General features: G+C 68.5%; 22 protein-coding genes. 18 read left to right on the forward strand and 4 right to left on the reverse strand.

The features are described from left to right. Positions 1–45: 45 nt before the first annotated feature. On the reverse strand, positions 46–1,260 hold the full coding sequence (locus ACIHCQ_RS31410; RefSeq protein WP_399669852.1) for a helix-turn-helix domain-containing protein: 1,215 nt from the start codon (positions 1,258–1,260) through the stop codon (positions 46–48). Positions 1,261–1,742: 482 nt separating this feature from the next. Here ACIHCQ_RS31410 and ACIHCQ_RS31415 point away from each other — a divergent pair, with 482 nt between their 5' ends. The 16 genes from ACIHCQ_RS31415 to ACIHCQ_RS31490 all read left to right on the forward strand — a co-directional run bounded on the left by ACIHCQ_RS31415 (position 1,743) and on the right by ACIHCQ_RS31490 (position 17,261). After that, positions 1,743–2,330 (forward strand): hypothetical protein, encoded by a 588-nt coding sequence (locus tag ACIHCQ_RS31415; protein WP_399669854.1) that lies wholly within the window; start codon positions 1,743–1,745, stop codon positions 2,328–2,330. Between the two features lie 110 nt (positions 2,331–2,440). Next, positions 2,441–4,009: a DUF6801 domain-containing protein gene (locus tag ACIHCQ_RS31420; RefSeq protein ID WP_399669857.1), complete on the forward strand. Its 1,569-nt coding sequence runs from the start codon at positions 2,441–2,443 to the stop codon at positions 4,007–4,009. A gap of 45 nt (positions 4,010–4,054) precedes the next feature. Next, positions 4,055–5,056, forward strand: a complete 1,002-nt coding sequence (locus ACIHCQ_RS31425) for an ABC transporter ATP-binding protein (protein ID WP_399669860.1) — start codon at positions 4,055–4,057, stop codon at positions 5,054–5,056. Further along, on the forward strand, positions 5,053–5,922 hold the full coding sequence (locus ACIHCQ_RS31430) for an MlaE family ABC transporter permease (RefSeq protein ID WP_399669863.1): 870 nt from the start codon (positions 5,053–5,055) through the stop codon (positions 5,920–5,922). Before ACIHCQ_RS31425 ends, ACIHCQ_RS31430 begins: the two co-directional genes overlap by 4 nt. 3 nt (positions 5,923–5,925) lie before the next feature. After that, positions 5,926–6,729, forward strand: a complete 804-nt coding sequence (locus ACIHCQ_RS31435) for an MlaE family ABC transporter permease (RefSeq protein WP_399669866.1) — start codon at positions 5,926–5,928, stop codon at positions 6,727–6,729. Continuing rightward, complete coding sequence (locus ACIHCQ_RS31440) at positions 6,726–7,973, forward strand: MCE family protein (RefSeq protein ID WP_399669869.1); 1,248 nt, start codon at positions 6,726–6,728, stop codon at positions 7,971–7,973. Before ACIHCQ_RS31435 ends, ACIHCQ_RS31440 begins: the two co-directional genes overlap by 4 nt. Further along, positions 7,970–9,001: an MCE family protein gene (locus tag ACIHCQ_RS31445; RefSeq protein WP_399669872.1), complete on the forward strand. Its 1,032-nt coding sequence runs from the start codon at positions 7,970–7,972 to the stop codon at positions 8,999–9,001. The genes ACIHCQ_RS31440 and ACIHCQ_RS31445 overlap by 4 nt, the downstream gene beginning before the upstream one ends. Then, on the forward strand, positions 9,001–10,023 hold the full coding sequence (locus tag ACIHCQ_RS31450; RefSeq protein ID WP_399670094.1) for an MCE family protein: 1,023 nt from the start codon (positions 9,001–9,003) through the stop codon (positions 10,021–10,023). The genes ACIHCQ_RS31445 and ACIHCQ_RS31450 overlap by 1 nt, the downstream gene beginning before the upstream one ends. Continuing rightward, entirely contained in the window at positions 10,020–11,129 is a 1,110-nt protein-coding gene (locus ACIHCQ_RS31455; RefSeq protein WP_399669874.1) for an MCE family protein, read from the forward strand. Before ACIHCQ_RS31450 ends, ACIHCQ_RS31455 begins: the two co-directional genes overlap by 4 nt. Positions 11,130–11,194: 65 nt before the next feature. Further along, the gene (locus ACIHCQ_RS31460; RefSeq protein WP_399670098.1) at positions 11,195–12,268 is read left to right on the forward strand and encodes an MCE family protein; all 1,074 of its coding nucleotides are present in this window, start codon (positions 11,195–11,197) and stop codon (positions 12,266–12,268) included. Continuing rightward, positions 12,268–13,497: an MCE family protein gene (locus ACIHCQ_RS31465; RefSeq protein ID WP_399669877.1), complete on the forward strand. Its 1,230-nt coding sequence runs from the start codon at positions 12,268–12,270 to the stop codon at positions 13,495–13,497. Before ACIHCQ_RS31460 ends, ACIHCQ_RS31465 begins: the two co-directional genes overlap by 1 nt. Before the next feature lie 22 nt (positions 13,498–13,519). Continuing rightward, positions 13,520–14,011: a hypothetical protein gene (locus ACIHCQ_RS31470; RefSeq protein WP_399670101.1), complete on the forward strand. Its 492-nt coding sequence runs from the start codon at positions 13,520–13,522 to the stop codon at positions 14,009–14,011. A gap of 31 nt (positions 14,012–14,042) precedes the next feature. After that, the gene (locus ACIHCQ_RS31475) at positions 14,043–14,693 is read left to right on the forward strand and encodes a hypothetical protein (RefSeq protein WP_399669880.1); all 651 of its coding nucleotides are present in this window, start codon (positions 14,043–14,045) and stop codon (positions 14,691–14,693) included. A gap of 15 nt (positions 14,694–14,708) precedes the next feature. Continuing rightward, a complete protein-coding gene (locus tag ACIHCQ_RS31480; RefSeq protein ID WP_399669883.1) occupies positions 14,709–15,236 on the forward strand; it encodes a hypothetical protein in 528 nt (175 codons plus the stop codon). Between the two features lie 22 nt (positions 15,237–15,258). Beyond that, positions 15,259–15,951 (forward strand): hypothetical protein, encoded by a 693-nt coding sequence (locus ACIHCQ_RS31485; protein WP_399669886.1) that lies wholly within the window; start codon positions 15,259–15,261, stop codon positions 15,949–15,951. 74 nt (positions 15,952–16,025) lie between these two features. Next, positions 16,026–17,261: a lytic transglycosylase domain-containing protein gene (locus ACIHCQ_RS31490; RefSeq protein WP_399669889.1), complete on the forward strand. Its 1,236-nt coding sequence runs from the start codon at positions 16,026–16,028 to the stop codon at positions 17,259–17,261. Here ACIHCQ_RS31490 and ACIHCQ_RS31495 read toward each other — a convergent pair. After that, on the reverse strand, positions 17,244–18,326 hold the full coding sequence (locus ACIHCQ_RS31495; RefSeq protein ID WP_399669892.1) for an ATP-dependent DNA ligase: 1,083 nt from the start codon (positions 18,324–18,326) through the stop codon (positions 17,244–17,246). The two genes, ACIHCQ_RS31490 and ACIHCQ_RS31495, sit on opposite strands and share 18 nt — an antisense overlap. A 54-nt stretch (positions 18,327–18,380) precedes the next feature. On the opposite strand from ACIHCQ_RS31495, the gene ligD reads away from it, so the two are divergent. Continuing rightward, complete coding sequence (gene ligD, locus ACIHCQ_RS31500) at positions 18,381–19,418, forward strand: non-homologous end-joining DNA ligase (protein WP_399669895.1); 1,038 nt, start codon at positions 18,381–18,383, stop codon at positions 19,416–19,418. A 32-nt stretch (positions 19,419–19,450) separates the two neighbouring features. On the opposite strand, the gene ACIHCQ_RS31505 is transcribed toward ligD, so the two are convergent. After that, positions 19,451–21,604, reverse strand: a complete 2,154-nt coding sequence (locus ACIHCQ_RS31505; protein ID WP_399670104.1) for an OmpL47-type beta-barrel domain-containing protein — start codon at positions 21,602–21,604, stop codon at positions 19,451–19,453. Between the two features lie 56 nt (positions 21,605–21,660). After that, positions 21,661–24,192 (reverse strand): ThuA domain-containing protein, encoded by a 2,532-nt coding sequence (locus ACIHCQ_RS31510; protein ID WP_399669898.1) that lies wholly within the window; start codon positions 24,190–24,192, stop codon positions 21,661–21,663. Positions 24,193–24,360: 168 nt separating this feature from the next. Between ACIHCQ_RS31510 and ACIHCQ_RS31515 the strand changes: the two genes are divergently transcribed. Beyond that, entirely contained in the window at positions 24,361–25,368 is a 1,008-nt protein-coding gene (locus ACIHCQ_RS31515; RefSeq protein WP_399669901.1) for a multicopper oxidase domain-containing protein, read from the forward strand. Positions 25,369–25,477 lie beyond the last annotated feature (109 nt).

Raw genomic sequence — 25,477 nt, forward strand, 5'->3', positions numbered from 1 at the left:
CGTGTCCGGACCCCGCGGCGGCTTCACGGCGGCACCGCGGCGCCGTCACGGCAGCGAGTCATCGGCGCACTCCCGCAGATGGAGCGCACGCAGTACGCCCTCGGTCGCGAACCGGCTCTCGGGATCACTGAGCTGCGTCCCGAAGATGGTCTCCAGACTGCGCAGCCGGTAGCGCACGGTCTGCGGATGCACATCGAGCAGCTCGCCCATCTGAGCCGCCGTGCCGCGGTTGTCCAGCCAGACCCGCAGGGTCTCGATGAGCCGCCCGCGGCGGGTGGGGGTCAGCTTGGCCAGCGGCGCGAGCTCCCGCTCGGCGAGCTGGTCGAGCAGCGCCGGATCAGCCAGCAGCCAGAGGGTGAGCATATGGTCCGCGCAGAAGACGAGATGGGCGTCGTCGATCACACTGGTGTCGATCAGGTCGAAGACGCGGCGCGCCCAGCGGATCGAGTCCGCGGCGGTCGCGGTCGGCACGGTCAGTCCTACGGCGGCCCGGGTTCCGGTCAACGCGTGTTCCAGCATGTGTCGTCGCTGGGCGTCGAGCGGGCCCGGGACGAGTAAGTGGGGCTGCGGGGTGGAGAGGTCGATCAGGACATCGTTGTCGAGATCCGCCCCCGACAGCTCCGCCGGCGCCCGCAGTGCGACGAGAGTCACCCGCTCGGGCAGCGGCCACCCGGTCTGTTCGCAGAGCTCGGAGATGGCGGTACGGGGCACGGGCGGCCCCGCGAGTATCAGGTGCAGCAGGCGGCGGCGCAGCGTCTCGGACTGCTCGACCGCCTGAGACTGGACCTCCAGATAGCCCTCCCGTGTGAGGGCTTCGAGCTCGTCGACGTACGCGAAGAGGGCGTCGGCGAAGCTGAGCATCAGGGTGGGGGAGAGGTTGTAGCGCCGGCCGATCCGCTTGGCGCGCCGCAGCGCCACCCTCGCGCCGAGCCGGTAGGCGCCCTGCAGGGTCTCCAGGGTGCGTCCCTCGTACGCCTCGAACCGGCCGAAGCGGCGGCACATCTCGTCGCGCAGCGGGGAAGGCGTGGAGGGCGAGGCGACCTGGTCCACGAAGACGGAGATGTTCTGCTCGACCCCGATCTGGATCGCCTTGCCGTAGGGGCCGTTGAGGAGCCGCCCGTACTCGGGATAGGCGCGGGTGACCTCGATGCCTATCTCTTTGATGAGGCTGGGTAGTTCGGGCCGGATGATCGCGGCGAACTCCTGCGGGAGCGGGCCCAGCGGCTCTCCCGCGTCGGACGGCTGTGTACTTCTCGACATGCTGCTCCCCTGGGTCTCGGGGCGTCAGGAGGGGGCAGGACCGGTGTGGGGAAGCGCTCCCACGGGCCGACATGCGTGACCTCTTCGTGGGTGCTGAACATAGACCAGACCGAGCCGCCCGCGCAGCAGTTGGGACATGGCCGGATGACACTGGCCGATGGCCGGGGGCGGGCGGCGGGTGGCGGACGGGCAGGGCGAAAGTGCTCACTTCGGGATAAGAATTCAGGGCGAGTTGTTGCCCCGGCGACAATAAAATACCCACTGGTAAGTGCGTTGCAGGAATCTGCGGAACCGGTATTGCGCGGTCGGTTACCCGCTCGTAACGTCACTCCCGCAAGGTGTTCGACCGGGTGGCCGAAAGAATTCGACCCGCGTTCCAAGAAGTGAGCCGCTGCCGCTTTCCCTGCCCGTATGAGGGACTCATACGGGCAGGGAGCGGTGAAACAGGAACAGGTACGCCAACTCCCCGAAGGGAACTACCCGTGCGAAGAATTGCCAGATCCACGGTGATCGCCGCCGCCGCGTTCGCCGCGTCACTCGGACTCGCCATGACCTCAGCGTCTGCCACTGCCCAGGCCGGCTGGACCGTCACCCCCGCCGGCGCGTTCACAGCTTCCGCGACGGAACCCACCTTGAGCGTTCCCAACGCGGAGCTCACCTGCGACTCGTCCAGCGCGGCCGGCTCCCTGTCGAGTTCGGCCACCAATGATGTCGGTGACATCACGAGCCTCGGCTTCGTCAACTGCTCCGTGATCGGCATTCCATTCACTGTGACGACGTCGGGCATGCCGTGGAATGTGAACGCCCTGGGCGTGAACGCCACCAACCCAGACTGGATCAACGCGTCGATCACCGGTGTCCGTGCGCACATCGGCGGCAGCGGCTGCGACGCGGACTTCGCCGGCACGGTGACCGGGCACTTCGAGAACAGCACGGACAAGCTGGTCATCGACGGTGGCGCTCTGGTGGCCTCGAACGCGAGCTGCCTCGGCATCATCAACGACGGTGACGAAGCGCTGTTCACGGCCTCGTACAGCGTGTCGCCGGGTCGCACGATCTCCCCGAACTAGCGAGCGTCCACAGACAGTACTGACTAGAGCAGTGCCGACGACCCCGTGGCCCGCCTTCCGGTGGCCTCGGGGTTCGTCGGGTCCCATGGGCCGGCTGTAAGGGGAGCGATATGAAGGGCGCCATCGGCCGTCCTCGCCGTACGGCGCGCGTCGCCGCGCTCGGCGCCGTGGGACTGGTGGCCGGGCTGATCGCCGGGCCCGGTTCCGCGGCGCAGGCGCGTGATGCCGACGTGACGGTGGCGTACGAGTGCCAGTTCCCGGCCGGGCCCCAGGAGGTCAGGGCCGAGTTCACCGGGGCGTATCCGGACGAAGGCGCGGTGAACCGGCCCATCCAGCCCGGCGAGACGACCGTGAAACTCAACGTGCCGCGGGCCGCGCTCGCGGGCGCCCTGCCGGAGGGCACGGTGGCGGTGACCGGGAGAGCGACGGTCACCGCACACGTCGGCCAGAACGGCAAGACGGTGGAGGCGGCGTGGCAAAACCTGGCCACGCCGCTGACCCCGCTTCCGGAATCCGGCGACCTCGAACTCGTACACCAAGGCCCTGTGCCCTCCGTGACGGTCACCGCGCCCGGTGAGGTGACCTTCACCGCGGGCGACTTCAAGCTGACGCTGACTCCGCGGACCGCCGACAGCGGGAGCGGCGGCAACCCGAGCGAAGACCCGAGTGGCGAGCCGAGCGGCGAGCCGAGCGAAAGCCCGGGCGAGGAGGGGCGCGGCCTCGGTGACCTCGCTCTGCCGTCCGTCGCCTGCGAGCCGCGAGACGGCCAGGATGCCCGGCTGGCCACCGTGCCGGTGCCCGAGGAGCCAGGCCCTGACCCGACGGCGACCGCGTCGGGGGACACTCCGGGGACGGGACAGCCGGGCGGCACAGGGCCCGGCGGCATCGACGTGGAGGCGACGGAACCGCCGCCCGCAGCCATCTGCCCGACGGAGAAGCCCGCCGGCCAGATTGACGAGAGCTTCGTGCCTCAGCCCCCGCCCGGAGACCCGCCCCGGGTCATCAACCTTCCGGGCACCCACGGCTGTGCATACGCCGTCGGGCTCGCGAACGTACGCAAGCTCAACAGCGCGATGATCATCAACGATCCGAAGAAGGACCCTCAGCTGGTCAATGTGCTCGTGGTCATCCGCTCGGTGATCCGGTCGAACAACGCGAAAGGCGGCGGCTATCAGCGGTTCGACTCCCTCGGGGAACTGAAGCTCCGCGACGCCGAATCCACCTTCCTCACCTTCGGGTTCCAGCCCGTCACCGCGAAGGTGGAATTCATCAATGGCCCGCTGACCGTCTCCACGGGCGAGATCAGATTTACGGGCGGCACCAAAACGCCCTTCGCCCAGGCCGGTTTCTACCAGTCGCTGCGCGTGTACGACGTGAAGGTCAACGGCACCCCCCTGGACGTGGGGCCGAACTGCCGGTCCGCCAGGCCCTACCGGGTGGTCCTGCACGGCAAATTCCCCGAATACGTGCACATCATGACAGGCGGGCGGATGAGCGGGGACCTCACCATTCCCGAGTTCGCCGGCTGTGGCACAGCCGGCGAGGACCTGGACCAGCTGTTCAGCGCCTCGATCTCGGGGTCAGGAAACCATATCGAAATGATCCAGGGCCCCGTCTGCGTGCCGAAACAGACCAACACCACCTGCCCGCCGAAACTCCCGGAACTCCCAGGAAGCTGACGGTCTCCTCATCAACACCATTGTCAACGCGCTCATGGAGGTGAGATGGGAATCGAGGTAGTTGTCGAAGGGCTCACCAAATCCTTCGGCAAACAGAACATCTGGCAGGATGTCACGCTCACCCTCCCGGCCGGAGAAGTCAGCGTCATGCTCGGCCCATCGGGTACCGGAAAGACCGTGTTCCTCAAGTCGATCATCGGGCTGCTCAAACCGGAGCACGGCCGCGTCCTCATCAACGGCGTCGACATGGTGAACAGTTCCGAGCGGGACATCTACGAAACCCGCAAGCTCTTCGGCCTGATGTTCCAGGACGGCGCGCTCTTCGGTTCGATGACGCTCTTCGACAATATCGCCTTCCCGCTGCGCGAACACACCCGCAAAAAGGAATCCGAGATCCGCCGCATCGTCATGGAGCGGATGGACATGGTCGGACTCCTCGGCGCCGAGGGAAAACTGCCCGGCGAGATATCCGGCGGCATGCGCAAACGCGCCGGTCTGGCCCGCGCCCTCGTCCTCGATCCGCAGATCATTCTCTGCGACGAGCCCGACTCCGGACTCGACCCGGTCCGCACCGCCTACCTCTCCCAGCTGCTCATCGACCTGAACGCGCAGATCGACGCGACGATGCTGATCGTCACCCACAATCTCGACATCGCGGCCACCGTTCCCGACAACATGGGAATGCTCTTCCGCCGCAACCTCGTCACCTTCGGCCCGCGAGAGGTGCTGCTCACCAGCCAGGAGCCGGTGGTCGCCCAGTTCCTCAGTGGCCGGCGCGAAGGCCCCATCGGAATGTCGGAGGAGAAGGACGCCGCGACCCTCGCGCTGGAAGCGCTGGAGCAGCGCGCCGCCAACGGCTCCGGCTCGTACGCGACCGGGCCGAGGCCCCTGGTCCCGCAGCTGGAGCCGTCCCCCGGCATGCCCGTACGCCGGGCCGTGGAGCGGCGCAGGCAACGGGTGCTCTCCATGATGGCGGAGCTCCCGGAGCCCGCCCGCGCGGCCATCATGCACAGTTACGCCCCGGCCGGCGGCGGTGTGATCGGATGACCGCGCAGTTGCCGATACGGCCAACCGCCCCGGCCCAGCCTCCACCCGGGCCACCCCGAGCGCCCGGACCGCCAGGCCCGCCCGTGCCCAAGGCCCCGCTGCGGGCGCTGGCGCCGCTGCGCGAGACCGGAAAGCTCTTCGCGCTCGCTGCGGCAGTCACCCGGGCGATCTTCCGCAGGCCCTTCCAGGTACGGGAGTTCATCGAGCAGTTCTGGTTCATCGCCAGCGTCACCATCCTGCCCGCCGCCCTCGTCTCGATCCCGTTCGGCGCGGTGATCGCCCTCCAGGTCGGCTCGCTCACCCAGCAGCTCGGAGCCCAGTCCTTCACCGGCGGCGCCAGCGTCCTCGCCGTCATCCAGCAGGCCAGCCCGCTCATCGTGGCGCTGCTGATCGCGGGCGCGGGCGGCTCCGCGATCTGCGCCGACCTCGGCTCCCGCAAGATCCGCGAGGAGCTCGACGCGATGGAGGTCATGGGTGTCTCGCCCATCCAGCGCCTCGTCGTGCCCCGTGTACTGGCGACCATGTTCGTCGCCGTCCTGCTCAACGGCATGGTCTCCGTCGTCGGCACCCTCGGCGGCTACTTCTTCAACGTCGTCATGCAGGACGGCACCCCCGGCGCGTACTTCGCGAGCTTCTCCGCGCTCGCCCAGCTCCCCGACCTCTACATCAGCGAATTCAAGGCGCTGGTCTTCGGTTTCATCGCGGGCATCGTGGCGGCCTACCGCGGCCTCAATCCGCGCGGCGGTCCCAAGGGCGTCGGCGACGCGGTCAACCAGTCCGTCGTCATCACCTTCATGCTGCTCTTCTTCGTGAACATGGTCCTCACGGCGATCTATCTGAACATCGTCCCCGCGAAGGGGGGCTGAGCGATGTCGATGCTCGGCTGGCTGGACCGCTCCGGCGACCAGCTCACCTTCTACGTACGGGCCCTGATCTGGATTCCGAAGACCCTGCGCCGCTACCTCAAGGAGGTGCAGCGGCTCCTCGCCGAGGTCGCCTTCGGCAGCGGCGGCCTCGGCGTCATCGGCGGCACCATCGGCGTGATGATCGCGATGACCCTGTTCACCGGCACGGTCGTCGGCCTCCAGGGATACGCGGCCCTCAACCAGATCGGCACCGCCGCCTTCACCGGATTCGTCTCCGCGTACTTCAACACCCGCGAGATCGCCCCGCTGGTGGCCGGGCTCGCGCTCTCCGCGACCGTCGGCGCGGGCTTCACCGCGCAGCTCGGCGCGATGCGGATCAACGAAGAGGTCGACGCGCTGGAAGCGATGGGGGTGCGCTCCATGCCGTACCTCGTCACCACCCGCATCATCGCCGGTGTCGTGGCGATCATCCCGCTGTACGCCATCGGGCTGCTCAGCTCCTACTTCGCCTCCCGCTGGGTCACCGTCCTCTTCAACGGCCAGTCCGCCGGCACCTACGACCACTACTTCAATCTCTTCCTCTCTCCGACCGATGTCCTGCTGTCGATCCTGAAGGTGCTGATCTTCAGCGTGATGGTGATCCTCGCCCACTGCTACTACGGCTTCCGCGCCACCGGCGGCCCGGCGGGCGTGGGCGTGGCCGTCGGCCGTTCCGTACGCAACGCGATCGTGCTGATCAGCGTCACCGACTTCTTCCTCTCGCTGGCCATCTGGGGCGCGACAACGACGGTGAAGGTGGCGGGGTGAAGACCACAAGCGCACAAACCGTACGCAGACGGCTCGCCGGAGTGGTCTTCCTGCTGGTGCCCGCCCTGCTGGTGTGGCTCTCGGTCGCCGTGTACGACAAGGAGTTCACCGACGACGCCACAGTCACCGTCCTCGCGGGCAGCGTCGGCAACGAAATGCACACCAACGCCGAGGTGAAGCTGCGCGGGGTCGTCGTCGGTGAGGTCCGCGACATCAGCGCCGACGGCGCGGGCGCCCGCCTCACCCTCGCCATCGACCGCGGCAAACTGAGCCAGGTACCGGCCGACGTGACCGCCCAGATGCTGCCGACCACCCTCTTCGGCGAGCGGTTCGTGGCACTCGTACCGCCGTCACGCAACGCCTCCCCGCGCACCCTCAAGGCGGGGGACACCATCCCGCAGGACCGCTCCAGCAACGCCATCGAGCTGGAGCAGGTGCTCGACAATGTGCTGCCGCTGCTCACCGCCGTGAAACCGGAGAAGCTCTCCGCGACCCTGACCGCCGTGTCCCAGGCCCTGCAAGGGCGCGGCGAGCAGCTCGGCCAGACTCTCGTCACACTCGACGCGCACCTGAAGAAGCTCAACCCGCAACTGCCGGTGCTCAACCGGGACATCGCCCAGCTGGTCAAGGTCAGCCACGTCTACGCGGATGCCGCGCCGGATGTGGTCACCGCGCTGACCGACGCCACCACCACCAGTTCCACCATCGCCGACCAGGAGGCCGAGCTCTCGGGTCTCTACGACTCGACGACCAAATCCGCGCAGGACCTCACTGCCTTCCTGCGGAAGAACCAGGACAACCTCATCCGGCTCGCGACAGTGAGCAGGCCCACGCTGGAGCTGCTGGCCCGGTACTCGCGCTCCTTCCCCTGCACCCTGCGGACCCTCGCCGGGTTCGTGCCCGTCATGGACAAAGCGCTCGGCAAGGGAACCGACCAGCCGGGACTCCATGTGAAGCTCACCGCTGTGCCCTCGCTGGGCAAGTACGTGGCGGGCAAGGACGACCCGGTCTACGGCGCCGGGGGCGGACCGCACTGCTACTCCGTGCCGTACACCGGCAGGCCCGCCGTCGCGGGGGTGGCCTCGGCCGCGGAGAACCTCGGGCTGCCCAACTCCCCGCAGGAGAACCAACTCGTCAATGAACTCATGGCCCCCGAGCTGAAGAAGGCGCCCCAGGATCTGCCCGACTGGAGCACCGTGCTCACCGGGCCTGTCTTCCGCGGTGCGGAGGTGAAGCTCAAGTGAAGCGCCGCAGCATTGCCGGACCGCTGGTGAAGTCGATCGCCTTCATCGTGGTGACCGTACTGGCCACCACCGTCCTGGCGGTCAGCATCGCCAATACCGGGGTCGGCGACACCGCCCCGTACAAGGCACGGTTCACGGACGCGACCGGTCTGATCGCCGGGGACAGCGTACGGATCGCCGGGGTGAAGGTCGGCCAGGTCGAGTCCATCAGGGTCGCCGACCGGCGCGTCGCCGAGGTCAGCTTCAGTGTCCAGAAGGGCCGGAAGCTGCCCGCGTCGGTGACGGCGTCCATCAAGTATCTGAACATGGTGGGCCAGCGCTATATCGACCTCGACCAGGGCCCGGGACCCGTCGGCCGCAGCTTCGCCGCCGGCGCCACCATCCCGCTGGACCGCACCACCCCCGCCCTCGACCTGACCCAGCTCTTCAACGGCTTCCAGCCGCTGTTCGAAGGGCTCTCGCCCAACGAGATCAACGACCTGGCGGGCTCCATCGTCAAGGTGCTCCAGGGCGAGGGCTCCACCGTCGACAGCCTGATCAGGCATGTCGGCTCGCTGACGACCACCGTCGCGGCCAAGGACAAGGTCATCGGTGAGGTCATCAAGAATCTCAACACCGTCCTGAAAACCGTCAACGACCGCGAGGCGGGCTTCAACGACCTTGTGACCACCCTCCAGAAACTGGTCACGGGATTCTCCGGCGACCGCAAACCGCTCGGGGACGCCGTCGTCGCCCTGGGCGACCTGACCGTCGTCACCGCCGACCTCCTCCAGGACGGCCGCGCGCCGCTGAAGAAGGACATCGCCGAACTCGGGCGCCTGTCGAAGAATCTGGGCGACAACAGCCCGGCCATCGAGAATTTCCTGAAGAAGACACCCGCCAAGATGCGGGCGATCACCCGCATCGCCTCGTACGGCTCGTGGCTCAACCTCTATCTCTGCGAGGCGAAGGTGACCGGGGTCGCCACCTCGGACGGCTCCAAGCCGCCCACCGGCATCGCGATAACCGAATCGAGGTGCCAGGGATGATGAGGATGAAACCTGTACGGGAACGCAATCCGGTCAACGTCAGCCTGGTCGGCCTGCTGGTCCTGGTGCTGCTCGGCCTCGCCGCGTACCGGGCTGACTCGCTGCCCTTCCTCGGCGGCGGCACCGCCTACACCGCCGACTTCACCGAGGCCGCCGGCCTGGACGAGGGCGACGAGGTACGGATCGCCGGGGTGAAGGTCGGCGAGGTCACCGCCGTCAGTCTCGACGGCGCCCAGGTGAAGGTCGGCTTCACGGTGAAGGACGCCTGGATCGGCAACTCCAGCACCGCCGCGATCGCCATCAAGACCCTCCTCGGCGAGAAGTACCTCGCGCTCGACCCACTCGGCACCGGCAGTCAGGACCCCGGCGAGCGCATCCCGGTGAGCCGCACCACCTCCCCGTACGACGTCACCCAGGCGTTCAACGGACTCGGCGAGACCATCGGCAAGATCGACACCGCGCAGCTCGCCAAGAGCTTCGAGACGATCTCCGACACCTTCAAGAACTCCCCGCCCAACGTCCGCTCCGCCGCTACCGGGCTCTCCGCGCTCTCGAAGTCTGTCTCCGACAGGGACGCGCAGCTCGCCGAACTCCTCAGGGGCAGCAAGCAACTCACCAAGACCCTGTCGGGCAAGAAGTCCAGCTTCGAAACGCTCCTGGAGGACGGCAACCTGCTGCTCGGCGAGATCCAGGCGCGGCGGGACGCCATCCATCTGCTGCTGACGGGGACGAAGAGCCTCGGCACCCAGCTCAGCGGCGTTGTCCAGGACAACAGAGACCAGCTCAAGCCCACCCTCACCGCGCTCAGCAAGGTCACCACCGTCCTGCTGAAGAACCGCAAGAGCCTGGACGAGACGCTCGCGCTGGCCGGACCGTACTACCGGCTCGTCGGCAACACCCTCGGCAACGGCCGCTGGTTCGACAGCTACGTCTGCGGTCTCGTCCCCAAGAACTATCTGCCCTCTGGTACGCCTCCGACGACCGGATGCATGCCGCCCAAACCCCAAGGCGGCGCCTCATGAACGTCAAGCGCATCGTAGGGATGGCCGCGGGCCTCGCGGTCGTGGCGGTCGCGGGCACCTCGGGGGTGATGGCCCTCAGCGACTCCGGATCCACCCGTATCACCGCGTACTTCAGCCGCGCGACCGGCGTGTACGAGGGCTCCGACCTGCGGGTGCTCGGCGTCAAGGTCGGCACGGTCGGCACGGTGCGGCCCCAGGGCGACGAGGTCAGGGTGACGCTGCTGCTCGACAAGGACGTCAAGGTCCCCCAGGGCGCGCACGCCGTCGTCGTCGCGCCCAGCGTCGTCGCCGACCGGTACATCCAGCTCGCCCCCGCCTACACGGGCGGCGCCGCTATCGAGGACGGAGCGGTGCTGCCCGCCGCGAACAACGCCATGCCGCTGGAGGTCGACCAGCTGTACGAGTCGATCACCGAGCTGTCCACCGCGCTCGGCCCCGAAGGGGCCAACGCGCAGGGCGCGCTCGCCGGGCTCTTCGACACCGGCGCCGCGAACCTCAACGGGAACGGAAAGGCGATCGGCGACTCCATCGAGCAGTTCGGCAAGGCGGCCAAGACGCTCGACGGCAGCAGCGACGATCTCTTCGACTCCCTCGCCTACCTCCAGTCCTTCACCACCATGCTGAAGAAGAACGACGGCAATGTGGCGAAGGCGGAACAGCAACTCGCAAGCGTGACCGGGTTCCTGGCCGACGACAAGGAAAACCTGGGAGACGCGCTCAAGGAACTCGGCACCGCGCTCCGCCTGGTGAAGGACTTCATCAAGGAGAACCGCGACAGCCTCAAGGAGAACGTCGACGCGCTGGTGCCGCTCACCCAGACCCTGGTCGACCAGCGCGCCTCACTCGCCGAGGCCATGGACACGGTGCCGCTCGCCGCGGGCAATGTGCTCAACGCGTACGACCCTGTGCACCGCAGCCTCAACGGCCGCGCCGACATCAACGAGCTGAGCTTCGGCCCCGAGATCGTCATCCCGAAGGAGTCGGGGTCGCTGGCCGGACTGGTGCCGGTCTCCTCGGCGCGGCAGAAGGCCCTTCCCGGGCTTCCGCTGCCGCCCGTCGGCACGGTGTACGGCACCCCGGAGAAGCGGAAGGGGGCCTCCCGTTGAGAACCGCACGTACGAGAACCACGCATACGAGAACTACGCGTACGAGAACCCGAGTCGTCCTCGCTCTGGCCGTCGGGTTCACGGTGACCGTGGCCGGATGCTCGATGCCGGAGGTCTCCGGCATCGAATCGCTGCCGCTGCCCGGCGGTGCCGACCTCGGCAGCCATCCGTACGAGATCACCGCGGAGTTCGCCGATGTGCTCAGCCTGGTCCCGCAGTCGGCGGTCAAGGTGAACGACGTCGCCGTCGGCCGCGTCACCAAGATCACGCTCAGCTCCGACGACTGGTCGGCGAAGGTCACCATGCGCGTCAACGGCGGCGTAAAGCTGCCCGCCAACGCCTATGCGCACCTGGAACAGTCCAGCCTCCTCGGCGAGAAGTACGTCCAGCTCGCCCCGCCCGCGAAGGCGGAGAACGCCAGGGGCACACTCGCCGACGGCGCGGCCATCCCCATCGCCCGCACCAACCGCAATCCGGAGGTCGAAGAGGTCTTCGGCGCGCTGTCGCTGCTGCTCAACGGCGGCGGCATCAACCAGATCAAGACCATCGCCACCGAACTCAACAAGGCCATCGGCGGCAAGGAACCGCAGGTCCGCTCCACGCTGAAGCGGGTCGAAACCCTGGTCACCAGCCTCGACCGGAACAAGGGGAACATCACCGCGGCCCTCGACGGCGTCAACCGGCTCGCCGCCACCCTCGCCACCCGTAAACAGGAGGTCGGACAGATCCTCACCGGGCTCAGCCCGGGACTGAAGGTGCTGGAGGAGCAGCGCGGCTCGCTGCTGACCATGCTCCGCGCTCTGGGCACGCTCTCCACGGTCGCCGTCGACACCATCGAGAAGTCCAAGGACGACACGATCGCCGACCTCAAGGCGCTCGCACCCACCCTGAAAGCGCTCGCCGACTCGGGGCAGGCGCTGCCCGACTCCTTGCAGGTGCTGCTTACGTACCCGTTCACCGACGAGGTGCTGCGCGGGGTGAAGGGCGACTATCTCAACGTCTATCTCGACGTCACGGCGGTCCCGGGGACGACGATCATCCCGGAGTACATACCGGACGAGCAGAAACCCGCCGCGGTCTCCGCTCCTCTGCCGCTGCCCGCAGTGTCCTCCGGGGCTTCCGGGAAAGGGAGCAACTGATGGTCACCCTCGCCACCCGCCTCAAGAACGTCGCCTTCCTCATCATCGCCGTCCTGGTGCTGGGTTTCATCGGCGTCCGCTACGCCGACCTCGGCCACTACGTCGGCATGCGGGACTACTACACCGTACGGGTCCAACTCCCGCAGACCGGCGGTCTGTTCACCCACTCCAATGTCACCTACCGGGGTGTGTCGGTGGGCCGCGTCGGACCCATCGACCTGACCGACGAGGGGGTCGAGGCGGAGCTGCGTATCAAGGACTCCGCACCGCGGATCCCCGCCGACCTCGAAGCGGTCGTCGCCAGCCTCTCCGCGGTCGGCGAGCAGTACATCGACCTGCGCCCGGCGGGCGACGAGGGACCCTTCCTCCGGGACGGCGCGGTGATCGCGCAGGCCGACACTCGTATCCCCGCGCCGGTCACCGATGTTCTGACCAGCGTCGACAGCCTGGCCTCCTCCGTCGATCTGGAGTCCCTGCGTACCGTCGTCGACGAGTTCGGTACGGCCCTCAACGGGCGCGGCGACGACCTTCAGGTGCTGCTGGACAACGGCAACGACTTCGTACTGGCCGCTGACGAGGCCCTACCGGTCAACACCCGCCTGATGATCGACGGCGAGACGGTGCTGCGTACGCAGGCCGAACAGGGCAAGGCACTCAGGTCCTTCGCGGGCGGCGCGAAGGAGCTCGCCGGACAGCTCAGGACCTCCGACACCGACCTGCGCAAGCTCATCGCCGCCGCGCCGGACGCAGCAGGCCAGGTCAGCGGCCTGCTGCGGGACCTCGACCCGGGTCTCGGGGTCGTCGTCGCCAATCTGCTGACCACCTCGGAGGTCGCTGTGACCCGGCAGCGCGGCATCGAGGAGCTGCTGGTCAAACTGCCCGCCGTGGCCGCCGCGGGCTCGACCGCCGTCACCACGGAGGGCGCGAACTTCGGTATGTCGGTGACGTTCTTCGAGCCGCTGCCCTGCACGTCCGGATACGGCTCCACCACCTACCGCAACGGCCTCGACACCTCGCCCGCGACCGCCCTCAACACCAAGGCGCGGTGCGCGTCCCCGCCGGGCAGCGGCATCAACGTCCGCGGCAGCGCGAACGCGCCGAGCGGCGGCCCGGTCCCGGATCCGGTGCGGCCGGGCTCGGCGCTGCCGGGGGCGTTGGGACTGCCCGCGGTGGAGGGGAGCCCGGCGGATCTGGGCGGGCTGCTCGGTCTTGAGGCCGCGGATGATTAGCCGCCTGAGCGACCTGAGTGACCTGAGCGAGCGCCGCCGTGGCGTGGCCATGTGGATCGCCATGGTTCTCGCCGTGCTGTTCTGCGCCTCCGCCGGCTGGTCGTACGGCCAGACCAAGGGCGACGACTCACTGACGTACGCCACCTCCCGCGACCAGGCGCTCAAGGACGGCCGAGCACACATCGCCCGGCTGACGAGCTTCGACGCCAAGGACCCCGACACCGGGCTGCGGCAGTGGCTCGACGCCTCGACCGGGCCGCTGCACGACGAACTGAAGCGTACGAAGGCGAAAACGGACACGACCGTGCGCGCCACGGTCACGGACGCGGCCCTCACCGCACTCGACACCCGTACCGGCATGGCCGAACTGATCGCGACAGTACGGGTCGAGACCGGCGCGGGCGGCACCAAGGCGAGCAGCCCCGACCGCAAACGGCTGGAGGCCACGCTCGCCCGCACCGCGGACGGCTGGAAGGTCAAGGCACTCAGCGCGGTCCCGGTCGGTGGGGCATGAGCGACAGGAAAGGCATGGGAGGACGGCGAGGATGAGCGGGAGTGGGGACATCAGGGCCGTCATACCGGCGCCGCGTTCGTCGCCGGAGAACGATCCGCCCGAACAGGATCAAGACCAGCAGAGCCAGCAGAGCGAACAGGACCGTGAGGACCCGAAGGGCTCGGAGGAGGACCCGCGAGGCCATCCTCGCTGGATCACCCCGGCGGCCGTGGCCGCCGTGCTCGTACTGATCCTCGGCGGCGCCGGACTCCTGTTCCGCGCCGGCCAGTTGAGCGACACCCCGGCCGCCGCCAACCACGCGCTCACCGACACCGAAGCCACCACCCGCGTGATCGGCGAGGTCAGCAGCGCGCTCACCAAGGTTTTCTCGTACTCCCCGGCACAGACGGGCACGACCAGGCAGGCGGCGCGCGAACTGCTCGCGGGCAAGGCAGCGCGCCAGTACGGTGAGCTGTTCGGGCAGGTCGAGAAGCGGGCGGCGGAGCAGAAGCTGACGCTCACCACCCATGTCGTACGCGCCGGAGTGACCCGGCTGACCGACCGCGGCGCGCACCTCCTGGTCTTCCTCGACCAGGTCGCTGAGCGCCGCGGCAAGACGCCCGTCACCTCCGCCGCGCAGCTGTCGGTCACCGCGGAACTGCACGAAGGCCGCTGGCAGATCGTCGACATCACATCCCGCTAGGAGAGAGGAGGGTCCATGGCACGGACGACGAGGAATCCGCTGCTCGCGGCGGCGCTGGCGCTCACGGTCGCCGCGGCCGGATTCGCGGGCTGGGGCGGCTGGTCCTGGTACTCGGCGGCGCACGACGACTCCACGGCGTACGCGAAGCAACGGGACGCGGCGCTCGCCGCGGGGGAGCAGGCGGTGCAGAACATGAACACCCTCGACCACCGTGATCTCAAACGCGGGCTCGACACCTGGGAGGAGTCGGCCACCGGCGAGCTGCGCAAACAACTCACCGACGGTCGCGGTGAGTTCGAGAAGCAGATCCAGCAGGCCAAGACGGTGACCAGCGCCAAGGTGCTGTCGGGAGCGGTGACGGAACTGGACGACCGGGCAGGCAGGGCGAGCGTACTGGTGGCGGTGCGGATCACGGTGACCGCGCCGAAGGGCAAACCGGCCGAGAAGGAGAGCCGGATGCTCGGCGAGCTCACCCGTACGCCCGAGGGCTGGAAGCTCAGCGCCCTCGGCCAGGCGCCGGTCGGCAACGCCGCGGCCGAGTGAAAAGCGAGAGGACCACCGGAACATGTCGACCACCCGTCACCTGATCAACCGCCGACGGCGGCTGGCAACCACGGCCCGCACGCCCGCGACGCCCACCACAACGCGCAAGTCCACGCCGAAGCCCACGCCTGAGCCGCCCCAGAAGCAGCTGAGTCCCAAGGCCGATCCGGAAGCGACGGCGGCAGCACAACGCCGCGTCAGAATCCCGCTGCCCGCCGTCCTGTGCGTACTGACCGTCCTGCTCGGCGGCTTCGCCGCCTTCGCGGTCACTCAGGCCTCCGACGTGCGCGACCAACCCGCCGCCCGCAATTCCGCCCTCACCGACCTCGCCCGGACCAGTGAGGTCAAGGGGCAGATCACCAAGGCGGTCGAGGCGGTCTTCTCGTACAACTTCGCCGACCCCGGGGCGCTGGACAAGGCGGCAAAGGCGCAGCTCACCGGCAAGGCGGTGACGCAGCACACCGAGATGCTCGCCGCCGTGCGCGCCCAGGGGCCGAAACAGAAGCTCGTGCTCACTACCACCGTGACGGAGAGCGGGGTAGAACTGATCGACGGCGACCGGGCTCGCGTGCTTGTCTTCGCGGACCAGAGCAACACCCGGACGGCGACGAAGGACGAAACGACGTACGCAGCCGCCATGTTCGCCGTGGACACGGTCCGGATCGACGGGACCTGGCGGATCGCATCCATCGACACGTTCGGGGCGGGTTCATGAGGCATAAGAAGCACAAGAGGCACCAGAAGCACACGACGCTTGCCATGCTTGGCGGCACACGGTTACGCAGGGGAATGGCCGGGACCACCGCGGCCGTGGCGGCGATGGCCGCGCTCAGCGCCTCGCAGGCCCCCTCTCTCTTACAGGCAGAGCCGGTGACCCACAACAGCAACGCCGGTGCCCAGGGGAAGAGTTCGGCCGAGCCGCCGAACGACGACTCGTACCACACCGAACTCCCGCCGCTGCGCCCCTCCATCGGGCCCCTCCCGCTCACGCCCCCGTCCCCCTCCGGCCCCAGCTCCAGTTCCAGTGGCATCCTGGTCGGCCAGGTCTGGGATCAGTCGGGCATCCCGGCCACCGTCCTGGCCGCGTACCGGCAGGCCGAGACCCGGCTCGGGCGCGCCGATCCGAGCTGCAATCTGCCGTGGCAACTGCTGGCCGCCATCGGCAAGGTGGAGTCCGGCCAGGCACGCGGCGGCCGGGTCGACGCACAGGGCACGACTCTCTCGCCGATCCTCGGCCCGGTGCTCAACGGCATCGGCTTCGCCAACATCTCGGACACCGACAACGGCGCGTACGACGGCGACTCGATGTACGACCGCGCGGTCGGCCCGATGCAGTTCATCCCCTCCACCTGGGCACGGTGGGGCCAGGACGCCAACGGCGACGGGCGCAGAGACCCCAACAACATCTACGACGCCGCGCTCGCCGCCGGACACTACCTCTGCGCGGGACAGCGGAACCTCGTGGTCAAGGCCGACCTGGACCGCGCGATCCTCAGCTACAACCACTCGACGGCGTATCTGAGTACGGTCCTGTCCTGGCTGTCCTTCTACCGGCAGGGCAGCCACGCGGTGCCGGACGGCAAGGGCGTCCTGCCCACCAGCCCCGGCGCGGGTGGCACGACCCCGGCGACACGGCCCGTAGGCGGAGGCGGAGGCGGAGGCGGTGGCGGCGGCGGCGGTGGCGGCGGCGGGGGAGGCGGCGACATCATCGTCGGCCCGCCGCCCGTCCCGCCGGCGCACACCCCGCCGCCCCGCCCGACGACCGGTCCCGGCCCCCGGCCGTCACCTCCGGCGCAGAGCACACCGCCCCCGAGCGACTCACCGAGCCCCACCCCCGATCCCACTACGAGCCCGAGCCCGAGCCCCGCCCCGACCACCGGCCCGACCCCGACCCCCACCCCGACCCCGGATCCGAGCCCCACGGGCTCCCTCTGCGCCACGCCGACACCGACCGAGTCGCCGACCGAACCGGCCGACCCCTCGCCGTCGCCGAGCGACGGGCCCTGCTCACTGTCCGGGGCGTGATCCGGGGGGCGACAGTACCTCCTCCAGGTCGTACCGCACCGGCTCCTCCAGCTGCGCGTATGTGCAGCTGGAGGGGTCGCGGTCCGGGCGCCACCGGCGGAACTGGGCGGTGTGCCGGAACCGGTCGCCCTCCATATGGTCGTACGCCACCTCCACCACCCGCTCCGGCCGCAGCGGCACCCACGAGAGGTCCTTCTTGCCTGTCCAGCGGCTCTGCGCGCCCGGCAGCCTGGCCGTCTCATGGGCGCTCTCCTCGGCCCACGCCGCCCACGGGTGGCCGTCCGGCGCGTCCATGCGCAGCGGCTCCAGCTCCTCGATCAGCTCCTCGCGCCGCTGCGCGGAGAACGCGGCGCAGACGCCGACATGCTGCAGGGCGCCCGAGTCGTCGTACAGCCCGAGCAGCAGCGAGCCGACGACCGGACCGCTCTTGTGGAACCGGTAACCGGCCACCACGACATCCGCCGTCCGCTCATGTTTGACCTTGTACATCAGCCGTATGTCGGGCCGGTACGGCATGTCGAGGGGCTTGGCGATGACCCCGTCGAGCCCGGCGCCCTCGTACTGCTCGAACCACTCCTCGGCCACCTTGATCTCGGTGGTGGCGGGCGCGAGATACACCGGCGGCCGGGCGTCGGCGAGCGCGGCGGCCAGTGTGGTGCGCCGCAGCGAGAGCGGGGCGTCCAGCAGCGCTTCGTCATCGAGGGCGAGCAGGTCGAAGGCGATAAAACTCGCCGGGGTCCGTTCGGCGAGCATCCGCACCCGGGAATCAGCCGGGTGAATACGCTCGGTGAGCCGGTCGAAGTCCAGTCTGCCTTCGTGGGCGATGACGATCTCGCCGTCGACGACGCAGCGGTCGGGCAGCGCGGCCAGCAGGTCCTTCACCAGCTCGGGAAAGTAGCGGGTGAGCGGCTTACCGGTCCGGGAGCCGATCACCAGCTCGGTGCCGTCCCGGTGGACGATCGCCCGGAAGCCGTCCCACTTGGCCTCGTAGTGCATGCCCGGCGGGATCGTCTTCACGGATTTGGCGAGCATCGGCTTGACCGGCGGCATCACGGGCAGATCCATGACCCGATTCTGCCCGATATGCAGCATATTCGCGCTAGGCCTACCGTGGCCCACATGGGTGCAGCGGTGGAACTGGAAGCCGGCGGGCGGACCGTACGGCTGTCCAGCCCGGACAAGGTCTACTTTCCCGAGCGGGGCTTCACCAAGCTGGATGTGGCCCGCTACTACCTGGCCGTGGGGGAGGGCATCACGCGCGCCCTGCGTGACCGGCCCACCACGCTGGAGCGCTACCCCGAGGGTATCGGCGGTGAGTCCTTCTTCCAGAAACGCGCGCCCAAGAATCTCCCCGAGTGGATCCCCACCGCCCATATCTCCTTCCCCAGCGGGCGCACCGCCGACGAGATCTGCCCCACCGAGATCGCCGCCGTGATCTGGGCGGCGAACCTCGGGTGTCTGACCTTCCACCCCTGGCCCGTACGGCGAAACGGCGTCGACCACCCCGACGAGCTGCGCCTCGATCTGGACCCGCAGCCGGGCACGGACTTCGCCGACGCGGTCCGGGCCGCCCACGAGCTGCGCGTCATCCTGGAGGAGCACGCTCTGCGCGGCTGGCCCAAGACCTCGGGCGGCCGGGGCGTACATGTCTTCATCCCGATCGAGCCCCGCTGGGACTTCACGCGCGTACGGCGGGCGGCCATCGCCATCGGGCGCGAGCTGGAGCGGCGTATGGCGGGCCGGGTCACCACGGCCTGGTGGAAGGAGGAGCGCGGCGAGAAGATCTTCTTCGACTACAACCAGACCGCGCGCGACCGCACCATCGCCTCCGCCTACTCCGTACGTCCCAAGGAGCGGGCCCCGGTCTCGGCACCGCTCCGCTGGGAGGAGCTGGACGATGTATCGCCGCACGACTTCGACCTGGCCACCATGCCGGTGCGCTATGCGGAGCTGGGCGATGTGCACGCGGACATGGAGGACCACGCCTTCTCGCTGGACAGCGTGCTGGAGCTCGCCGCCAAGGACGAGCGCGACCACGCGCTGGGCGACCTGCCGTACCCGCCGGACTACCCGAAGATGCCGGGCGAGCCGATGCGGGTACAGCCGAGCCGCGCGAAGAAGCCCGCGAAAAAGCCCGCGAAGAAGCCCCCTTCCTAGGTTGGAAGAGGGCTTCCCAGAAGCCGGAAGTGCTACAGCTCCTTGACGCGGATGTCGCGGTACGAGATCACATCGGTCGTGCCGTGGACCTGGAGCCCGATATAGCCGGAGGAGTACCGCCGGCCGTCCGTGCCCGGGTCGTCGCCGCGCGGCGGAGTGAAGACCTGGCCGCCGACATTGTCGAACTCATTGATCAGCACACCGTTGCGGTAGACCGAGTAGTGCTGGTCGACCACGCGGATCTCGTAGTCGTTCCAGGTGCCCTTCGGCGTCACACCCGCGCCGCCCAAGCCCACCCGGTCGAAGCCGTAGACCGAGCCTGTCTTGTACATGTCTCCGTCAGGACGGTCGAGCACCTGCACCTCGTGCCCGTACTTGATGGCGACCCACTCCGGACGCGACTCCTCCGGGTTGTTGTGGACGTAGGGGAAGCGCACGAAGACACCGCCGTTGGCGTTGGACGCGCCCGGCGCGTCGTCCCGCCACTGGAGCTTCAGCGAAAAGTCACCGTACTGACGCTGCGGGAACCACAGCATGCCCATGCCGCCGACCGTGGTGCTGCTGGTGATGGCCCGGTCGCCGCTGAGGGCGAAGGAACCGCCGCCGACATGCTGCCACTTGTCGAGGGACGCCTGCGTGCCGTCGAACAGATCGCGGTAGCCGGTGTTCTGGCCCGGCTTGCCGATGCCGGACTGCTTGGCCGCCTTGTAGATCTTCTTGTGCTCGCGCTGGTCGATGACTCCGTCCGCGAGCAGCTGGTCGAGCACCTTGTCCACGTGCTTGAGGAACAGCGCGTGCGAGGACCAGTCCTTCTCGTCCTCGATCAGTTCGTTGACGGTGCAGCGGCTACGGGTCATCCGGTTGGGCACACCCGTGTCGACCGTGCCGACGATCACCGTCAACCGCTCGTCGAACTCCGGGCAGTTGGGCGCCGGAACCCCGCCGCCCTCGGCGATCGTGAACGACACCTTCTTCGCCACGGAGGTGTTGCCCGCCTTGTCGGTCGCCCGGTGCAGGACCGTGTGGAAGCCCACCCGGTCGACCATGACGGGAGCCGTGTACGCGAGATAGGGGCCGCCGTCGAGCGAGTACTCGACCTTGTCGACGCCGGAGGCGTCCGCACCGGAGTCCGTCGCGCTGAGCGTGACCTTGGCGCTGGTGATGTACGCGCCGTCGGAGTTCTGTTGGCCGCTCACCACGGCGGTCGTCTCCGGCGGCGCCTTGTCCTCGGCGGGCGGCGCCACCACCGTGAACTCCACGGACTTCTCGGCGGCGGCGTTGCCCGCCTTGTCGGTGGCCTTGTAGCGGACCTGGTGGGTGCCCACCGCGTGCACCATCACCGGCGCGGTGTACGGCTGCCAGGCGCCGCCCGCCCCGATCGCGTACTCGATGGTGTTGACGCCCGAACCGGTGTCGGACGCGGTCACGGTCACCGTGGCCATGTCCAGATACTGCCCCTGGCCGTTCTTCTCGCCGCTCACCGTCGCCGAGGTCTCGGGCGCCGTCGTGTCGTCGGTCGGCTTGGCGGCGACCGCGAAGTCGACCGCCTTCTCGGCGGCCACGTTCCCCGCCTTGTCACTGGCCCGGTAGCGGAGCTTGTGCGTGCCGACCTCGCTGATCACGACCGGCGCGGTGTACGCCTGCCAGGGGCCATCCGCCCCGACCGCGTACTCGACCTTGTCGACACCCAACCCGCCGGCGTCGGTCGCCGACACGGTCACGGTCGCCTGGCCGACGTACGCGCCGCCGGCATTCTGGTCGCCCGTGACCTTCGCCGCCGTATCGGGCGCGGTGGTGTCCTCGCCGCTGGGCTCGGTGACGGTGAGGATGCCCTGCATGGTGCCATGGCCGGGAATGGCGCAGAAGAAGCGGTACCGGCCGGGTGTGAGCGTCACCTCGGCGGTGTGCTTGCCGCCCTGGGCGTCACTGGGGGTGGCGAAGATGTTCAGTGGTACGTCGTTGTTGTACTCGGGATCGGATACGTCGAAGGTCAGCGTGTGTGGCATGCCGATGGTGTTGCCGGTCGCCGCGCTGTTCTCGAACACGATGGTGGTGGCGCCCGCCACCGCGGTGGCCGGGAACGAGACGTACTTGTCGATGGGATCGCCGGCTGTCCAGGTCAGCACCTGTGCGGCAGCCTTACTGGACTGTCCGTACGCGACGGCGGAGGTCAGCCCCAGGACCATGACCACGGTGGCCAGCAGAGCCGTCCAGATGCTCGCTGTTCTGTGTCTTACCAGACTCACCGCACCGCCGCCTTCCTTGCGAGGTTGTCGGCGGACGGCGTCGGCTCGCCGCCCTTGTAGGTGACGCGCCACAGCGCGGACTTGGCGTCGGAGGTGAAGAAACCGCGCCCGTAGTCCTGGACATACAGCGAACCGTCCGCCGCGAACTTCCAGTCCATGAGGTTGCGGATGCCGTTCGCGCCCACCGGGATGATCTTCTTCAGGGTTTCGGCGTGTGCCGGGATGCCGCCCTTGCCGACTGTCCTGGGGTCGGTCAGCACCGCGTGGCGCGGCTGGTCGCCGTCGTAGAAGTCACCGACGAACCACTTCCCGTCCCAGTACGCGGGCCACTTCTCCGTACTCGTGCTCGCCGCGTCGTAGCGGTAGACCGGGCCGTTCATGGTGGCCTGGCTGCCGCCCTTGAGCCACGGCATGAGCAGCTTCTGTTCCTCCGTCTTGTAGCTCGGGACGCCGTTGGCGTCGCGCGGATAGTCCACGCCGCCACCCTGCGGTGAGTACCAGATGGTGTTGGCTGTGACGGGCGGCAGATTCACCAGGCCGTCGTTGTTCGGCGACTCGTTCTTCGGCTTCGCGCAGTCGTACCAGCCGAGCGGCTTGCTCGGATCGGGCAAATTGCGGTCCCGGTAGGGCTGGTTGTTGCCCATGCAGTACGGCCAGCCATGGTTGCCCGGCTTGGTGATCGCGGCGAACGTGTCGTACTTCGCCGGGCCCCAGGTGGTGCTGGGCGCACCCGCGTCGGGGCCGACCCAGCCCGCGTAGAGGGTGTCGGTGGCCTTGTCGATGGAGATGCGCGCGGGGTTGCGCACACCCATCACATAGATCTCACCGCGGGTCTTGCCGCCGCCCTCGTCCTGCTCCTTGCCGGTGAAGAGGTTGCCCTCGGGGAGCGTGTACGTCCCGTCGGCCTCGGGGTGGATCCGCAGGATCTTGCCGTTGAGGTTGTTGGTGTTGCCCGCGGTGCGGCGGGCGTCGGCGAACGAGACACCCTTGAAGTTCGGCTCGGGGTTGTTGCCGGAGTAACCGCCGCTGAAACCGGAGGAGTTGTTGTCACCGGTGGCGATGTAGAGGTTGCCCTTGGAGTCCCAGGCAAGTCCGCCGCCCGCATGGCAGCAGCTGTGGATCTGCACCGGCCACTTGAGCAGCACCTTCTCACTCGCCAGATCGAGCTTGTTGCTCGCCTGGTCGAAGGTGAAGCGCGAGACATAACGCTTGGCCATATGCGTATCGCGGTTGATCTGCGAGTGGGGTGTGTAGTGCAGATACACCCACCCGTTGGTCGCGAAGCCGGGGTCGAGCTCGATGCCGAGCAACCCCTCCTCGACCTTGATCAGCTCATCGCCGCCGCCCTTGTTGCCGAAGACGGTCAGCGCACCGGCGAGCGTGACCTTCTTGGTCTTCGGGTCGTAGACATGGATCTCGCCCTGGCCCTTGCCCATGTCGGGGTTGTTCCAGTCGGTGACGACGGGCTTGCTGGAGTCGGCGCCGCCGCGCCCGATGGAGAACACCCGCCCGTCCGGGGCGGTGACCAGGCCGTGCGGCTCGCCGATCTGGTCGTTCTGGCCCGGCTGGTTGGGCTGGGTGACGCGCTGGGCGGTGTAGTTGGCGTTGATGGTGGCCTTGCAGTCGGCGCGCGAGAGCCGGGTGGTCCAGGAGAGGGCGCCGCGCAGGTGGTCGCGGAAGTCGGTCTCGGCGAAGCTGTCGACCGTACCGCCCATACCGGTGTAGAAGGAACGGCCGCCGTCGTAGTCACGGCACCAGGAGACCGGGTGATCCGCGCCATTGGCGCCGGTGCCGGGCGCGTACGAACTCTCCTGGACGCGCGCCACGGTGTGCACGCTGCCGGAGGGGTTCACCGCCCAGTTGAACCACTTGTCGGGTCGCTTCCACTCGAGCGGGAGCGACTTGGTGGCGGGATGCTGCCGGTCGCCGACCTCGACGACGGCGCGCTGTACCGCGCTCGCCGCGCCGGCCGGGCGGGCGCCGATCAGTCCGGTGAACCAGTCCGAGTACGGCTCGGTGCGCGCCGCGTCATGGACGCCGAGGAAGCCTCCGCCGGCCTCCAGGAACGATTCGAGCCCGGCTTCCTGGGCGGGGTCGAGCACATCGCCGCCGCCGGTGAGGAAGACGACCGCGTTGTACTTGCCGAGTTTGGTCGCGTTGGTGAAGACGGCGGCGTCGTCGGTGGCCTCGGTCTTGAAGCGGCCCGCGGCGGGCCCGGTCTGTCCGATGGTCTCGATCGCCGCGATACCGGCGTCGACGGTCGGCGATTCCTCGGTGGTCGAGGCGTGGAAGACGAGTACCCGGACATTCTGGCCGCCGGGCGGCGACGGCAGGGACAACGTTGTCGCCCCTGTCGCCCCTGTCGCCCCTATCGCCCCTATCGCCTCGGTCGGCGAGGGCTCCGGATAGGGCCTGGCGGAGGCTGTGCTGCTGCCGCCGAGTAAGGACGCGGTCAGGGCGCCGACACCAAGTGCCGCCGCCAGAACGCCACTTCGGGATCTTGACCGGTGATGTGGTGCGCGCTGCATGTGGTCACCCACCCCTCTTTGGTCACATCAACAGCCTGGAAACTAGACCCCTTTTCGTGGTTCGCCAATAGGAACGACCGCAATGGCACAAACTTTGTCCTGGGTGTGGATAAACGAAGGTCCCCCGGCTACCGTGTGGCCGTCGTCGAGGACTGGGGGAGTTCGCACATGGACAGACGGAGCTTCAACTTGCGCCTGCTGGCGGGGAGCGCGGCGGCTGCCACGGGCGTGACATCGTTGTCGGCCGCTTCGGCTTCGGGCGCCGGTGCCGCTGCCGGTGCTGCCGCTGCGGCGCCGAAGACCGCCCCGGCGGGCGGCCGGGTACGCCACCTCAAGCTCTACGCCGAGAAGCTGGCCGACGGTCAGCTGGGCTACGGCCTGGAAAAGGGCAAGGCGACGATCCCGGGCCCGATGATCGAGCTGATCGAGGGCGACACCTTGCACATCGAGTTCGAGAACACCATGGACGTACCGGTCAGCCTGCACGCACACGGCGTGGACTACGACATCGCCAACGACGGCACCAAGCTCAGCAGGAGCCACGTCGAACCGGGCGGCAGCCGTACGTACACCTGGCGCACCCACACCCCGGGCAAGCGCGCGGACGGCACCTGGCGGGAGGGCAGCGCGGGTTACTGGCACTACCACGATCATGTGGTGGGCACGGACCATGGCACGGGCGGCCTCCGCAAGGGGCTCTACGGTCCTGTGGTGGTCCGCAGGAAGGGCGACATCCTCCCGGACAAGCAGTTCGCGATCGTCTTCAACGACATGGTGATCAACAACAAGCCGGGCGGCCAGAGTCCCAACTTCCAGGCCACGGTGGGTGATCGCGTCGAAATCGTCATGATCACGCACGGCGAGTTCTACCACACGTTCCATATGCACGGTCATCGCTGGGCGGACAACAGAACAGGCCTGCTGGACGGCGCGGGCGACGTCAGCCGCATCATTGACAACAAGATCACGGGCCCGGCGGACTCCTTCGGCTTCCAGATCATCGCGGGCGAACACTGTGGCGCGGGGGCATGGATGTACCACTGCCATGTGCAGAGCCACTCCGACATGGGCATGGCCGGGCTGTTCCTGGTGGCGAAGCCGGACGGCACGATTCCGGGGTACGAGCCGCACCACCCGGCGGAGGCGGAGGCGGCGGCGGGGGAGCACGACCACTAAGACTTGTCCCGTGTGTGTACGGGGGCGTCCGGTGTGCGGTCGTGTCGTTCCGGCGTGGGCCCTTGGTCGGCGTGTACGGTCTGCGAACATAAAACTGCACGAACGACCG

The organism is Streptomyces sp. NPDC052236 (genome assembly GCF_044548015.1).
Classification (GTDB): domain Bacteria; phylum Actinomycetota; class Actinomycetes; order Streptomycetales; family Streptomycetaceae; genus Streptomyces.